Genomic DNA, 14,746 nt, shown 5'->3' with positions numbered 1-14,746 from the left:
CATTATCCATCATGACCTTGAGAAATTGTGTCATAGCCCTAATTGTACTGGGGCTAATGCTGCCTTTAGCGGCTGCCGAGGAGATAAAGATCGGCGTCATGGTCGATCTCTCCGGGCCACTGACGACGTATGGAAACGACATAAAAAATACTCTCCAGATTGCGAAGGAGGACATAAACAACTATTTCAAGGAAAAGGGGATGGATTACACCGTGGAGTTCTACGTTGAGGACACGAAAGTCGATCCAAACGTTGCCCTGCAGAAAATCCAGTCCCTGAACAGCAAAGGTATAAAGCTCGTAATCGGACCAATGAGAAGTGGTGAGGTTGCGAACATAAAGGATTACGTGACGTCAAACAAGATAATAATCGTCTCGCCTTCTTCAACCGCCCTGCCAACGATAATCGGTTTTGCAAAGCCTGAGGATAAGAAATTCATATTCAGGTTTGTCGGAACCGATGATCTGCAGAGCAAGGCAATAGCCAGCGAACTGAGAGATGCTGGTGTGAAGGGCGTCGTGATAACCTACATAGGCAATGCATGGGGTAAAGGACTTTATGAGGAGATAAAGCCACAGCTCGAAGAGCTCGGCATAGAAGTTGCGAAAGTTGTTGAATATCCTGACCAGGTCCCGGCAGACTTCTCACCATACATAACGAGCCTTGAAGAGGGTGTTAAGGCTCTCGCAGACAAATACGGATATGATAAGGTTGCCGTTGTGACATTCTCATACGAGGAAGTCTACACCATGCTTGCTCAGGTTCCTGACGAGTCTCCACTTCTCGGAGTTGTGTGGTTCGGGTGTGATGGAAACGCGCTCAGCGATAAGACCGTTAACGTGAAGGACAAGGTTACCAAGGTGGGGACGTTCTCAACCCTTTTCGAGTCGAGGGGTCCGGCTTATGACGATCTCGCAGTGAAATATAAGGAAGCAGGATACGGAGACTCCCCATACCAGTACGCAATGAACGCATACGATGCAGCATGGGTTCTCGCACTGGCGTATGCAGAGGTTGTCAAGGAGAAGGGGCAGTACGACCCGGACGCAATGGCTGAAAAGATGCCAGTGGTTACAGAAAAGTACAGCAACGGAGATTACGGGGTTGAGCCGGTCAGCGGAAAGATTGTGCTGAACGAGTGGAACGACAGAGCGAGCGGAGACTATGCAATATACTACGTGAACAAGGAGGGCAAGTGGGAGACTGCAGGAATCTGGAAGTTCGCAACACAGAGTGTTGACTGGCAGCACAAACCTGTCTGGCCAGAGGCACCTGCCAAGAAATCTGAATCCACACCAGGATTTGAGATTGTGGCGGGAATGCTGGGCATCGCTCTGGCTATCGGGCTGAGAAGAAGACTATGATTCTCCAGACATACAACCTTTCTAAATTTTTTGAGGGTCTCAGAGCCCTCGATAGCGTAAGCATTTCTGTGCCGAGAGAATCGCTCACGCTCATTATAGGTCCTAACGGTAGCGGAAAAACGACATTTATAAACACAGTTACAGGGTTCTACAGGGCCGACGGAGGAAGAGTGGAGTTTGCTGGGAAGGACATCACAAATTTCCCACCTCACAGAATATTCAAAGAAGGCATGGTCAGGACCTTCCAGATACCGAGACCGTTCAAGAAGCTCACAGTTATAGAAAACATGCTCATGCCCCTGGAAAATCCCGGAGAAAGTCTAAGAGGAGCAATTTTAAAAAACTGGGTGGATTTTGAGAGCGATGCCGTAGAAAAAGCATATGACATACTTGAATTCCTTAACATAGACCATCTCACCTTCGAGAGAGCCGAGACGTTAAGCGGTGGACAGCTAAGACTTCTCGAGATAGGTAAGGCCCTTATGACCGATGCAAAGCTGATTGTAATGGATGAACCTCTGGCAGGAGTTGCACCAGCACTCGCTCATGAGATACTGAAAAAAATAAAAGAACTGTGTGATGCAGGAAAAACGTTCCTCATTGTGGAACACAGGCTGGACATAATCCTCGACTACGCAGACAAGGTGTATGTTATGGGCAATGGCAGGTTAATTGCAGAGGGCGGCAGAGAAGTGATAGAAAAACCGGAGGTCGTGGAGGTGTATCTGGGTGCTTGAAACGAAAGGAGTTTCATCAGGTTACAAAGAACTCCACATTCTTTTTGACATAGATTTTATAGCGGAAAAGAACAAGATAACTGCAATAGTTGGTCCCAACGGGAGCGGAAAATCCACACTTCTCAAAACAATTTTCGGATTTACAACAATATACGAAGGAAGAGTGTTGTTCGAGGGACAGGAGATAACACATCTGCCACCACACGAGAAGACAAAACTCGGCATAGCCTATCTCCCCCAGACTGACAACGTGTTCACAGACCTGACGGTCAGGGAAAACCTGGTAATTGCAGGTTACATTCTCGACGAGAGTGAATTCAGAGACAGACTTGAGCTTGCACTGAATGTTTTTCCAGAGCTGAAGGGTAAAATGGACAGGAAAGCGGGAATGCTGAGCGGTGGAGAGAGACAGTTTCTGGGTATAGCTTCAGCCCTGATACGAAGAGCAAAGCTGCTCATGCTCGACGAACCCACTGCAATGCTCTCACCGAAATTCGCATCACAGGTTTTCGAAAGAGTTGTGAGTCTGAGGGATGACCTGAAGTTGACAATAATACTTGTTGAGCAGAATGTGCTGAAAGCGCTGGAAATAGCAGACAACGCACTCATGCTGATAGGTGGAAAGGTTGCGTTTTTCGGAGGGGCAAAGGAATTGCTCGAACATGAGAAATTCGAAAGGTTTGTTGTCGGATACACGCTATGAGGGGTAAAATTATATAGCCTCACGCAAAAATATATGCTGAAATGCAGGGATTGCTGATAACCAACGTTATAAAAATTCTGGATCGAGCAGGATATGTCGTTACCGATTTAGCTGAAACCAAACCGAGATGTTTTGATATTGTTGCGAGGAGAGAGGATACAGTTCTATTTTTGAAAGTGTTATACAATATAGATTCCTTCAAACAGGAGATGGCCAAAGAAATGAAGATTATTGCAAAAGCACTCAAGGCAAGCCCCATAGTCATAGGAGAGAGATACAAGGCAGACTTCCTTGAGAGAGGTGTTGTGTACACGAGATACGGGATTCCGGTAATAAATACCGCAACATTTTATGATATCGTTGTGGACAACGAGCTGCCCCTCATCTATTCTGCTCCGGGAGGATATTACGTAAAGCTGGACAGTGAGAAGATAAAAAAGGTGAGAGAAGAGAAAGGCCTGTCTGCAGGCGAGCTTGCAATGCACCTCGGGATCTCAAGGAGAACAGTTATGCTGTACGAAGAGGGTATAGACACAAACGTCGAGAACGCCATCAAACTTGAAGAAATTCTCGGAGAATGTGTTGTTAAAGAGATAGATATCTTCAATTTTGTGAAAGATGACGAAGGAGAAGTTGCCCACCCCGGATACGGGGAAAGAGAAGAAAAGATAATACAAGACCTAAAGGAGATCGGAGTTGACGTGATCCCTGTAAAACACGCACCCTTTGACGTGATTTCAAAACCTGAGAACGAACCCGTACTCACAGGTATAAAGCAGGTGAGGGAAATAGACAAAAGAGTGGACCTGATGGGAAGAATCAGCAGAATCATTTCAACCATGGCTGCATACATAGTCGAAAAAAAGGTGAAAGTACAGAGTGACAACGTGGTTATAGTAATGAAGGAGGAGCTTAGCTGCGTTTCAAATCCAAAGGACTTTTACAATTTGCTTGAGGAAAAGAAAGATAATCGTGCAAAGTAAGATTGTCGCCGATTTATCCGAAATCCTCCTCAAGCCGGCCAGACATGGTTCGGATGAGGTGTGGTGACCCATAGAAGCACAGCATGACTCCATCTGAAGCAAATTCGCAAAATAAGACTTGACCAGGTTGGATAAATATCTTCTGATGTCTAACTAATTGCGAATTGAGGTGCACAGCACTTCTCTTTTAAAGCTACAGAGTCTCGCAGCCCTTTTCTTTACCAAAATATTTATATAGAAGTTCCATTCCACTAATGCCAGAGACCCGGGAGGTGAAAGGTATGGCTGTGCTCCAGGGTCAGCCTGTACTGATTTTGAAGGAAGGTACACAGAGGACAGTTGGGAGAGATGCGCAGAGGCTCAACATAATGGCCGCGAGGGTTATTGCCGAGGCTGTTAAGACAACCCTTGGTCCAAGAGGAATGGACAAAATGCTTGTCGACAGCCTTGGAGATGTTGTGATAACGAACGACGGTGTTACAATTCTCAAGGAAATGGACATTGAGCATCCGGCAGCGAAGATGGTAGTCGAGATTGCAAAGACCCAGGAGAACGAGGTGGGGGATGGCACAACAACCGCAGTTGTTCTTGCAGGAGAGCTGCTCAAGAAGGCTGAAGAGCTGCTTGACAACGAGATTCACCCGACGATTATCGCCAAGGGTTACAGACTTGCTGCAGAAAAGGCCATGGAGGTTCTCGAAGACATAGCCATCTCAGTTGACCCAAGTGACGAGGAGACGCTCAGAAAGATAGCAGCAACCGCAATAACAGGCAAGCACGCAGAATATGCAATTAACCATCTGAGCGGTCTTGTCGTTCAGGCTGTCAAGAAGGTAGCAGAGCAGGTGAACGGAAAGTGGGAGGTTGACGTGGACAACATCAAGATAGAGAAGAGACAGGGCGGCGGTGTCGAAGATACTGAGCTCATAGATGGCATAGTCATCGACAAGGAAGTCGTCCACCCTGGAATGCCAAAGAGGATTAAGGATGCAAAGATACTCGTGCTGAAAGCAGCCCTTGAAGTCAAGGAAACTGAAACCGACGCAGAGATCAGAATAACCGATCCAGAAATGCTCCAGAGATTCATCGAGCAGGAGGAGAAGATGATCAAAGACATGGTAGATGCAATCGCAAACACCGGAGCAAATGTTGTATTCTGCCAGAAGGGTATTGACGACCTGGCCCAGTACTACCTCGCCAAAGCAGGAATTCTGGCAGTGAGGAGAGTTAAGCAGAGCGATATTGAAAAGATTGCCAAAGCAACCGGCGCAAAAATAATCACTGACCTCAGAGACCTCAGATCAGAAGATCTCGGTGAGGCTGAACTGGTGGAGGAGAAAAAGATTGGCGACGAGGAAATGGTGTTCATCAGAGGCTGCAAGAATCCAAAGGCCGTGACACTGCTCGTGAGGGGCGGTACAGAGCACATCGTTGACGAGGTCGAGAGAAGCCTGACAGACTCCCTGAAGGTAACAAAAGCCGCTATAGAGAATGGAAAGGTCGTGGCTGGTGGTGGTGCTCCAGAGATTGAGCTTGCCCTGAAACTCAAGGAGTGGGCACCGAGTCTGGGCGGTAGAGAACAGCTTGCCGCAGAAGCGTTCGCATCAGCTCTGGAGGCCATACCAAGGGCACTGGCAGAAAACGCAGGGCTTGACCCAATAGACATTGTTGTAGAGATGAGGAAAGCCCATGAAGACGGTAATGCCTTCGCAGGCGTCGACGTCTTTGAGGGCAAGGTTATCGACATGAAGGAGAAGGGAGTCCTTGAGCCGCTCAGGGTGAAGAAGCAGGCAATAAGCTCAGCGACCGAGGTTGCAATAATGATCCTGAGAATAGACGATGTCATTGCAGCAAAGGGACTTGATAAGGACAGTGACAAGGGCGGAGACGATTTCGACAGCGGCGACTCTTCAGATGATGAATAACCCCATTTTTTTCTTCAATCCATCTCAAGTATTTTGAGGACTTTTGCGAGTTTTTCATCGAAGTTTTCATCCCTGAAAAACGGATCAGATAGAATGACCTGATCCACAATGGTCATCAGCTCTGAGAGTTTTTTCACAAAGGTCCTTTGAGTCCCGCTCAGGGTGAATTTCTCCATTAGAAAATCCCTGTGCTGAAGAAGCTCTATGAAGTCAGATTCGCCTCCCAGGTCAGCCCCTTTCTGCCTTTTAAGGATGAGCTTCAGAAGGTCTATTCTGGCAACGTGCTCAAAAACATCACGGTACCCCATCTCACTCAAAAAACTCTTGCTGCTGCCCATAACGAGAGCAGCAGCGAGAATGAGGTCCTGTTCAAACTCCGATGGGAATATCAGCGCCGGACCGTAGGCTGCGTTGAATTTAGCACTGGAATGTCTCAGAGCCCATGTAACGTGCTCGGGAGAAATGTGGTTGAGCAGAAAGCCATCAGCCGTTTTTGAAAGGGTTCTGATCGCAATTTTTCCCGTGCCTCCTGCAACAACAGGGAATCCATATCTCTCTTTGATTTTCCTTATGCACCTCTCCACCATCCCGATACTGCCACCATCTCCAGCGGCTATGCCAACGATGATCCTGTCTCCGTACTTTCTGAATCTTTCAAGCTCTGAAATAATGTTCTGGCATTTTGTCGACCTCAGAATCCCAAAGCCCACGTTCAGGTCCGTATTCTCAGCGATGAGTTCAGCAACTTGAAACGGACTCCTGAAAAAGTCGGAATCACCTACCCATACAGTATCCACAACCCTTTCTGCCCTCACAGCCTTTTCGATCAGAACTCTGTCCTCAAAGTCTCCGTTTATATTGATGGCAATCCTACCAGTTTTCGATAAGCTTTCGAATGTCATCTCTACCGATTTCTTCTTTTTCCACCTTCATCTTGGGTCTGTAAATTTTCTGCTCAAGTTCCTTTGCCAGTATTTTTGCTGCAAGCTTTGCTACGCTGTAAACTTCCTCAGCATCCTCAAAAACTTTCCTCTCACGCTTTTCCTCCTTATCCCTGTCCGAAAAATAGTTGCAGAAGAGGCATTCATAAGGGTGGAGGGGCTGAGGTTCGGAATCTATGTCCAGTCTCGAATAGGTCTCGAGAACACAGTATTTCCCGTCGCTGTACCTGCACTTCTTCGCCCTCTCCACACCCTTTTTCCTCGCAAAGTTCAGGAACTCAACCGCCTCTTTCGGAATGTCTCTCTTTCTCTTGAAGAAATACCATTCAAGAAGCTGGATCACAAACTCCGAAGGCGATACTCCAAGCTCCTCGCATTTCCTCAACAATGCTCTTTCTATGTCTGGTGGGATGTCAAAAGATATCTTCATTTCTTCTTCCGGCTCTTCTTTTCTTTCACATCAGCCTCGTCGCTTTTCTCCCTTTCACCCTCTGCTGCACTCTCGTTTCTGAACGTTCTCGCAAGCCTGTGGAAGCCCCTCGCATTGGCAGTTACAGGGTCATCGGGCACCTTTATCTCGCCAATATCTCTGAAATGCTCGGCGAACTTCTCATACACACCGGGCAGTTTCGCTCCGCCTCCACTCAGAACGATGTTCTCAACGAGTGAAACTGAGAGGCCTTCGAGGAGCATGTTCACCCTGTTCACTATCCTCTCCACCCACTCCTCAATAACTCTGCTGTACTCCTCCTGAATGTCCTCTTTCCTGACGACGATCTTCTTGCCTCCCCTGACTCTGCCCACCTCATACCCATCCTGTGAAAGGAGCCGGGTCATCTCCTCTGGAGTTATTGAGATTCCAAACCTGTTTCTTATCGTCATTTCCATGGTGTCATAGACCTTATCCACGCCCACAAGCATCGTGTCCCCTTTCAGGTACTCCATATCCGCAAGAACCACCACATCAGTAGTGCCAAAGCCAATGTCGATGCAAACACCCGTTTTTAGATTCATGTATGCCATTGAGCCTACAGGCTGAGGGAGAAGCAGAACATCAGCACCTATTGCGTTTTTGAGCTCATCAACAAGCTCAGCCCGTTCCTTCTTAGAACTTTTGACCGGCAAGCCGGTTGTTACAAAACACCCCCCATCAACCCCGAGGAGGTTGAGAGCATGTTTTGCGAGTTCGATATAGGAGCCATGCATCAGCCTGCCCTCATGCAGGGGTCTCAGCACCTCAACGTTCTCCATGTTCTGCGCCATGTATGCAGCCTCATCACCAACGTAAACCTCGCGCTCATCTGTACCCTTCAGACTCCACTCCTTTTCCTCTCCGTAAACAACGAGACTCGGGAAAATTATGACGTTCTCACCATCCGCAGTTGCCTTGGTGTAATTTGTTCCAATGTCCAGCCCGACGAATTTCATGAGATAACATGGGCATGAAAATTAAAAAAGTTTGCATTAAAAAAGAAAAACGGAGAAGTTATCTTGCCCCCTGGATAAAGGCCTTCACATCCTCTGGAACGCTTTTCTCTGCCGATTTGTTCAGCACGCCATCGTCGAGGAAGTCTATCGTATCGTAGATGATCTGCTTCACATACTCCGGGTTGTGTACGAATGCTCCGGGTTCACGAGCGAGCAGGTTGAGGTTGTACGCAGCTCCAAGAATGTCCTTGCTCGGCCAGTCCTTGAATGCGTTGGCAAATGTGTGCTCCTCAGCATTGGGTGTGCCGTAGAAGTACGGATACCTCTCACCGTCGTAGTAGATGCCCTTCTCCGCCAGAAGCTTTTCAATCGTCTTCAACGCAGATTCGTACTGGGACTTCCTCTCGTTTATCGTCGATATCAGGGCATTCTTGTCATCTCCGTGGCATTTCTTGCAGAGCGTGTCATACGCCTTAATATCCACCACAGCCCCGTTTTTGACCTCAACGGCCTCAAATGTGTGGTCTGCATTGCTCATGTGGCATGCGGTGCAGAGGCCTTCTATACTTGCGTGCGGGTTGGATGAAACGTAGTCCCTTCCCTCAAACTCGTAAGGCAGAGTTCTGAAGATTATGCCTCCCGCAGCCAGATAATGGGAGTTGAAGGCTCCAAAGTGCTTGCCCTTGATCTCTTCAGCAGATTTTATTGCTGCCCCACTGCTCCTTCCCGAATGGCACACCATGCACAGATTGGATTCGCCGAGGTCCGGCACCGCTGAAATCCTGTCCGCGGGCTCTGAATACTCTGCAACCCTCGCGAACCTGCCCGGGTTTCTCAGCTCAAAGCTTCCGTCCTCAACCTTGTGGCAGGCCCAGCAGTACAGGAATTCCTTCTGCTGACCCGTCAGCAGGAATGTGTTGTTCTCAGGGTTGTAATTCTCCGGATCGCTCACAAAGTTCCTGAAGCCCGTTGAGGTGTGGCACTTCTGACAGGGCTGCCTGTTGGGCTGCTTGAAATCGTAGTGGACCCATGCGGGAGCGTCCTCTTCGGTTACGGCCTTGGTGACGTCCTCCTCTTTCACCTCAAGCACATGCCCTCCATGGGCAGAGCGTCCCCACTCCTCCATCCTTGGAACTGCCTCTTTCGAGAAGTGACATCCCGAACAACCAAATTCGGGGTTCACGTTGACGCCCTCTACCTCGGGAGTGTTCGGATTGTCGTAGTGCAGGTTCAGCGCGGAGACCATCAGTTCGTGGACTGCATCCTCCACGGCTTTCTGCTTGATTTTTTCAATATCGGGAGTTGGTACGGGCGTTGGAGTTTTTTCGGGTGTTGGGGTTGGAGTGGGCGCGGTCTTTTCTTCCTGCTGGCTGCACCCTGCAAAAACAACTGCCAGCACAACCAGCAGGATTACCAGATATCTGCCCCTCATGTTTATCACCGTTAAAAATTAATCTGAAAGAATAAATAAAGGTTACGTATTTCATCACGAAAAATTGTTCAGACGAAATATTTCCGGCTCCATGTTCTGAGGCAGGATGATATGTGGGCGATGATGAGAATTACCTCCATTGCAGCCCACCCGAAAATCTTAGGGTTAAGAATTAATAATTAAAAATCGAAGAGAGAGTTTCGGGTGAATTGCAATGAGGGGGTTGCTACCAGCACTCCTGATTTTTGCCACAACGATTGCCATTGCAAGCGCGGATGAGTGTATCGACTGCCACAGGCAGATAACTCCAGGCATAGTCGATCAGTGGCTTTCCGGGAACATGAGCAAGCACTTTGGATGTGAGGCCTGTCATGGAAGCGACCATAAAAGCTCTGACGACTGGCAGAATGCCAGGATGCCAACTCCTGACACATGCAGGGCCTGCCATCCAAAGCAGTACGAGCAGTATGCAAGCGGGAAACACTACTACGCATGGATTGCCATGAAGGCCATGCCAGCACTACAGCACGTTCCAAACCCCCAGAGAAACCTTGAGGGCTTCAAGGGCTGCAGCGGGTGTCACAAGATAGGTGTGATTCAGGGAGAGGAACAGTACAGGTACGGTGCGGCAGCATGCGATTCCTGCCACACCCGCCACAGGTTCAGCAAGGAAGAGGCAAGAAAACCCGAGGCCTGTCTGCCGTGCCATATGGGCTTTGACCATCCGCAGTACGAGATGTGGTCAACCAGCAAGCACGGAGTCATATACAGGATCGAAGGGGATACGGGCAGGGCACCAAAGTGCCAGACCTGCCACATGGCCAACGGAAACCACAGCGTGATGACTGCCTGGGGTTTCCTCGCCCTGAGAGTCCCTGAAGACGATGAAGAGTGGTGGAAAGATAGAGTGACGATCCTGCAGGCCCTCGGAGTGCTGGATGAGAACGGAAATCCGACGGAGAGGTTTGACATTGTCAAGGCGGGCAAGGTTGCCAGGCTGAACAAGGAAGAATGGCAGGCTGAAAGGGAAAAGATGATCAGGATCTGCAGCCAGTGCCATTCCGAAAACTTCGCCAGAGAACAGCTTGAAGCCGGAGACAGGATGATAAGGGAAGCAGACAGGGTGTTTGCGGAGGCCATAAGGACTGTTAAAGAGCTTTACGACCTTGGAATTCTGGAGAAGCCGGAGGGGTGGAAGTACGCTCCCGATCTGCTTCAGTTCTATGAAGTTAAGACGCCCATAGAGGAAGAGCTGTACCGGATGTTCATGGAGTACAGGATGAGGACGTTTCAGGGAGCGTTCCACATGAACCCGGACTACAGCTTCTGGTACGGCTGGGCACCGCTGAAAGAATCCCTGATAAAGATAAAGTATGAAGCAGAGAAACTCAAGGTCGAAAAGCTCGCAGAGGAGAGAGCTGCACAGCCCACCTCGACTCCAACCCCAGAGAAGGCTGAAAAGCAGAGCGAATCCACACCGGGATTTGAAACAGTTTCCGCAGTCATGGCGGTTCTTTCGGCAGTGGCTCTTGCTGCAGGAGCTGCGAGGAAACGCTGATTCTCTTTTTTATTTTTTCTGCCGGCAGCACAAAACCCGAACTTTTAAATTTTAAACGGCCAACTACGAGCATGTTCGACAGAAAGACGAGGATGATGCTCATAATGGGGGTGCTCAACGACTGTTTCGGGGATGTCAGAACCACAATAGTCAACCTCTCAGAGTTCATAGCATCACATCCGGACTTTGATGAAATTGATGAGCTTGAGCTGAGGGAAATACTCAACAAAGCTTACGAACTTGAGAGAAAAATAGTGGAAACGATGGACAAAGCCAAAAAGGAGGTTTATGGCTCGACGTAAGAAAGAACGACATTAGCCATTTCCATTGTTTTCAGCTCTCCACCAAGGTCCGGTGTTGTCTTGCCCTCGGATATGGCTTTCTCAACCGCACCCTCTATCCTGTCCGCATATTCAGGATAACCAAAATGCCGGAGCATCATGCACGCCGTGAGGATCATGGCTGTTGGGTTGGCTATGCCTTTCCCGGCTATGTCGAAAGCCGCACCGTGCACGGGCTCGAAGATTGCATGCTTCTCACCTATGTTGGCTGAAGGAGCCAGCCCCAGCCCTCCAACCACTCCTGCCGCAAGATCGGAAATTATGTCTCCAAACATGTTTGTTGTCACAACCACATCAAACATCTGGGGCCTCATGGCCATGTACATGCAGGCGGCATCTATGTAGTAGTCGTTCGCCTTTATATCCTCATACTCTCCGGCAACCTGGTAGAACACCTGTCTGAACAGTCCGCACGTCTTCCTCATCACGTTTGCCTTGTGCAGGGCCGTCACTCTTTTCCTCCCCTCCCGTCTCGCAAGCTCGAAAGCATACCTCACTATCCTCTCGCTCGCCTCTCTCGTTATTACTCTCACAGCCTCAGTTATCCCGTCAGCAACCTCAAACTCAAGGCCCCTGTAGAGGCACTCGGTGTTCTCTCTCACGATGACCATGTTAACGTTCTCGTGTAAAGCCGGGACGCCCTTAAACGTTCTCGCAGGCCTTATGTTGGCGAATGTTTTCAGCTCCTGCCTGAGCCTGACTATGACATCCGCTGCAGTCTCTCCCGCAGCTCCAAACAGCACCGCATCACACTTCCTGACCTCCTCGAGCGTTTCGTCCGGCAAAGCCCTACCGTATTTCTTCTCTGCCTCATCCCCGGCCTCAAGCCAAACGTATTTGAATGAAAGATTGAAATTTTCCAGTATCAGCATTGCTGCTTCCATTACTTCTTTTCCAATGCCATCTCCTGGGATGACCGCTACTTTCTTCATTTCAGCTCACCGTAAAGCTTTCTGGCAAAGTTAACGAGACCTCCACTGTCAAGAATGTTTTTAAGAAATTCCGGTAGTGGATTGAATTGGTATTCCTCATTCTTTGTTTTGTTTACGATAACATTTCTCTCGTAGTCAATTTCAAGCTCATCTCCATCATCAATCCTGTCAGCATCACTGCATTCAATAACCTTCAGACCGATATTCACCGCATTTCTGAAGAAAATTCTGGCATAGCTTTTGGCAATCACTGCCTCGATCTTCGTTGCCTTAAGTGCGAGGGGCGCGTGTTCTCTGCTGCTCCCGCAACCGAAATTCTCCCCCGCCACAACGAAATCCCCATTCTGAACATTCTTTGCAAAATCAGGTCTGACGTTCTCAAAAACATGCTCTGCAAGTTTTTCAGGCTCATTTATGACCAGATATTTTCCCTGAATTATTACATCAGTATCAACGTCATCTCCAAATCTCCATGCTCTGCCCATGTGAAGGTGTGGCATCCTTCCAGTTATAAACCTTTCACTTTCAAGTTCAAAAAGATTTAATTGAGGTTATGCTCGAAGCGTAAACCATGAGGGTCAGATTCATCACCTCAAATAAAGGCAAATTTGAGGAAATGAAACACATAGGGGAGAAATACGGCATAGACGTCGAGTGGGCCAGCATGGAGTATCTGGAACCTCAGGGCAGCAGCCTGGAGTTTGTTGCCAGAAAGAGCATTGAGATGATAGATGCAAAGCCACCGTTTTTCATTGAGGATAGCGGTCTTTTCATTGAGGCACTTAATGGATTTCCAGGCGTGTATTCATCATACGTTTTCAAAACAATAGGCAATGAAGGGATACTGAGACTCATGGAGGGCATAGAAAACAGAAAAGCCAGGTTCGTATGCGTTATAGCATACACTGACGGAGTGGAAACACAGATTTTCACGGGAGAGGTCGAGGGCGAGATTGCACGTGAAGCAAGAGGAGATGCCGGTTTTGGATACGATCCCATCTTTGAAGTCAGTGGCAGGACATTTGCTGAGATGGGCAATGAAAAGAATGCGGTGAGCCACCGGAGAAGAGCGGCAGAAAAATTTTTCAGCTGGCTGGCAAAAAGTTTTTAATCGATAGGTACTGCTGAGTGGAAGGGGTTGATAAAGATGGCAAGGATGCATGCAAGAAGGAAAGGAAAATCAGGATCAAATAGAGTTTACAGAGACGCTCCTCCTGAATGGGTGGACCTGAAGGCGGAGGAGGTCGAGAAACTCGTTATCAAGCTCTATAACGAAGGATACGAACCAAGTGTAATTGGAACAGTCCTGAGAGACACCTACGGAGTGCCTTCAGTAAAACAGATTACAGGAAAGAAAATAACAGAGATACTCAAGGAGAACGGTGTCGAGATAAAGATACCTGAGGACCTGAAATCCCTCATAAGGAAGGCAATAAACCTGAGAAAGCATCTGGAGACTCACAGAAAGGATCTGCACAACAAGAGGGGGTTGCAGCTGATTGAAGCAAAGATCCACAGGCTTTCATGGTACTACAAGGAAAAGGGAGTCCTGCCCGAGAACTGGAAGTACGATCCAGTTAAGCTTGAAATCGAGCTGTTCAGATAATGGCACACCTCAGAGGCCATCACCTTATCTGCCTAAATTTTTTTAGAGGCGAAGGCTACAGCCAGGATTTTGTGAATAATCTCTTCGAAATTCTCGGAGAACACCACATCAATGTAATTTTTGGTGCTGACGACGTCTGCAGGAAATGCCCACACCTTGCAGACGGATTATGCAACTACGAGGAGAATGCAGAAGAACACATTGTTGAGCTTGACCAGATGGCGTACAGGCTGCTGAATGTCTATCCCGGAATGGAAACTTCCTGGAGAGAGATAAAAAACAGACTGTCAGAGATAATGAAGGCCTGGAAAACGTTCGCATGCGAAAACTGCGACTGGAGACATGTCTGTGAGAACGATGAAGAGTGGAGTGGTTACTGACGAGATTTACGCAAAAGGCCATGAGAACATAACAGCAAGACACAGAACCACCTTGGAGATTACCAGAGATGCTGAAATCACGCCAAGAGGAGACTGTATCGTAGGTGTGAGGGCAGACAAATCTGTAAAAGATCTGGACGAGGAGATAAAGCGCAGAATTAGAGAAAGGGCAAAACTCAAAATCAGCCTCATACTGCCAGATTACGGGAAAGAGATTTCCTTCCACGCATCTGGCAGTGAAAAGCTTGAACTCAGCCATCCCACTGACGTAGTTATAAGAAAAAGTGGTTATACCTGTCCAAGAACCCTTGCGATAAATTCTGAGATCGCTTCGGCAGACATGGATAGAGAGTTTGCAGACCTGCTCAGAGACAGAAAAACCACTGTGATTCTGAGAATAGAGGTCTGAAAAAATT

Annotated in this window: 17 protein-coding genes; 11 read left to right on the top strand and 6 right to left on the bottom strand. The window is 48.2% G+C overall.

From position 1 onward, the window contains the following. Positions 1-11 precede the first annotated feature (11 nt). The 5 genes from LPQ35_RS01805 (at position 12) to thsB (ending at position 5,712) form a co-directional block, all read left to right on the top strand. The gene (locus LPQ35_RS01805) at positions 12-1,364 is read left to right on the top strand and encodes an ABC transporter substrate-binding protein (protein ID WP_193806411.1); all 1,353 of its coding nucleotides are present in this window, start codon (positions 12-14) and stop codon (positions 1,362-1,364) included. Next, positions 1,361-2,101, top strand: coding sequence for an ATP-binding cassette domain-containing protein (locus LPQ35_RS01800; protein ID WP_193806413.1), 741 nt, complete (start codon positions 1,361-1,363; stop codon positions 2,099-2,101). Before LPQ35_RS01805 ends, LPQ35_RS01800 begins: the two co-directional genes overlap by 4 nt. Further along, positions 2,094-2,804, top strand: a complete 711-nt coding sequence (locus tag LPQ35_RS01795) for an ATP-binding cassette domain-containing protein (protein ID WP_193806415.1) — start codon at positions 2,094-2,096, stop codon at positions 2,802-2,804. Before LPQ35_RS01800 ends, LPQ35_RS01795 begins: the two co-directional genes overlap by 8 nt. Before the next feature lie 41 nt (positions 2,805-2,845). Then, the gene (locus LPQ35_RS01790; protein WP_193806418.1) at positions 2,846-3,787 is read left to right on the top strand and encodes a transcriptional regulator; all 942 of its coding nucleotides are present in this window, start codon (positions 2,846-2,848) and stop codon (positions 3,785-3,787) included. 281 nt (positions 3,788-4,068) lie between these two features. Next, on the top strand, positions 4,069-5,712 hold the full coding sequence (thsB, locus tag LPQ35_RS01785) for a thermosome subunit beta (RefSeq protein ID WP_193806420.1): 1,644 nt from the start codon (positions 4,069-4,071) through the stop codon (positions 5,710-5,712). A 14-nt stretch (positions 5,713-5,726) separates the two neighbouring features. Here thsB and LPQ35_RS01780 read toward each other — a convergent pair whose 3' ends face one another. From LPQ35_RS01780 to LPQ35_RS01765, 4 genes are read right to left on the bottom strand one after another with little or no spacing between them, the layout of a single operon-like run. Beyond that, complete coding sequence (locus LPQ35_RS01780) at positions 5,727-6,614, bottom strand: hypothetical protein (RefSeq protein WP_193806422.1); 888 nt, start codon at positions 6,612-6,614, stop codon at positions 5,727-5,729. Next, a complete protein-coding gene (locus LPQ35_RS01775) occupies positions 6,583-7,083 on the bottom strand; it encodes a hypothetical protein (RefSeq protein WP_193806424.1) in 501 nt (166 codons plus the stop codon). Before LPQ35_RS01775 ends, LPQ35_RS01780 begins: the two co-directional genes overlap by 32 nt. After that, positions 7,080-8,081: a rod shape-determining protein gene (locus LPQ35_RS01770; RefSeq protein ID WP_193806427.1), complete on the bottom strand. Its 1,002-nt coding sequence runs from the start codon at positions 8,079-8,081 to the stop codon at positions 7,080-7,082. Before LPQ35_RS01770 ends, LPQ35_RS01775 begins: the two co-directional genes overlap by 4 nt. Positions 8,082-8,139: 58 nt before the next feature. After that, positions 8,140-9,513: an ammonia-forming cytochrome c nitrite reductase subunit c552 gene (locus tag LPQ35_RS01765; RefSeq protein WP_346297712.1), complete on the bottom strand. Its 1,374-nt coding sequence runs from the start codon at positions 9,511-9,513 to the stop codon at positions 8,140-8,142. 214 nt (positions 9,514-9,727) lie between these two features. Between LPQ35_RS01765 and LPQ35_RS01760 the strand changes: the two genes are divergently transcribed. Beyond that, positions 9,728-11,071, top strand: coding sequence for a multiheme c-type cytochrome (locus LPQ35_RS01760; RefSeq protein ID WP_193806431.1), 1,344 nt, complete (start codon positions 9,728-9,730; stop codon positions 11,069-11,071). Positions 11,072-11,142: 71 nt separating this feature from the next. Then, positions 11,143-11,373, top strand: coding sequence for a hypothetical protein (locus LPQ35_RS01755; protein ID WP_193806433.1), 231 nt, complete (start codon positions 11,143-11,145; stop codon positions 11,371-11,373). On the opposite strand, the gene LPQ35_RS01750 is transcribed toward LPQ35_RS01755, so the two are convergent. Beyond that, a complete protein-coding gene (locus LPQ35_RS01750) occupies positions 11,358-12,344 on the bottom strand; it encodes an isocitrate/isopropylmalate family dehydrogenase (protein ID WP_193806435.1) in 987 nt (328 codons plus the stop codon). The two genes, LPQ35_RS01755 and LPQ35_RS01750, sit on opposite strands and share 16 nt — an antisense overlap. Continuing rightward, on the bottom strand, positions 12,341-12,829 hold the full coding sequence (locus tag LPQ35_RS01745) for a 3-isopropylmalate dehydratase small subunit (protein ID WP_193806437.1): 489 nt from the start codon (positions 12,827-12,829) through the stop codon (positions 12,341-12,343). The genes LPQ35_RS01750 and LPQ35_RS01745 overlap by 4 nt, the downstream gene beginning before the upstream one ends. Positions 12,830-12,915: 86 nt before the next feature. On the opposite strand from LPQ35_RS01745, the gene LPQ35_RS01740 reads away from it, so the two are divergent. The 4 genes from LPQ35_RS01740 to LPQ35_RS01725 all read left to right on the top strand — a co-directional run bounded on the left by LPQ35_RS01740 (position 12,916) and on the right by LPQ35_RS01725 (position 14,739). Beyond that, positions 12,916-13,455, top strand: a complete 540-nt coding sequence (locus LPQ35_RS01740; RefSeq protein ID WP_193806439.1) for an XTP/dITP diphosphatase — start codon at positions 12,916-12,918, stop codon at positions 13,453-13,455. Positions 13,456-13,491: 36 nt separating this feature from the next. Continuing rightward, positions 13,492-13,950 (top strand): 30S ribosomal protein S15, encoded by a 459-nt coding sequence (locus LPQ35_RS01735; protein ID WP_193806441.1) that lies wholly within the window; start codon positions 13,492-13,494, stop codon positions 13,948-13,950. 71 nt (positions 13,951-14,021) lie between these two features. After that, complete coding sequence (locus tag LPQ35_RS01730) at positions 14,022-14,330, top strand: DUF1284 domain-containing protein (protein ID WP_346297662.1); 309 nt, start codon at positions 14,022-14,024, stop codon at positions 14,328-14,330. Beyond that, positions 14,293-14,739: a DUF371 domain-containing protein gene (locus LPQ35_RS01725; protein ID WP_346297661.1), complete on the top strand. Its 447-nt coding sequence runs from the start codon at positions 14,293-14,295 to the stop codon at positions 14,737-14,739. The genes LPQ35_RS01730 and LPQ35_RS01725 overlap by 38 nt, the downstream gene beginning before the upstream one ends. Positions 14,740-14,746: the final 7 nt, after the last annotated feature.

This window comes from Geoglobus acetivorans, assembly GCF_039641995.1.
GTDB lineage: Archaea > Halobacteriota > Archaeoglobi > Archaeoglobales > Archaeoglobaceae > Geoglobus > Geoglobus acetivorans.
This window is presented reverse-complemented; position numbering and strand designations above follow the sequence as displayed.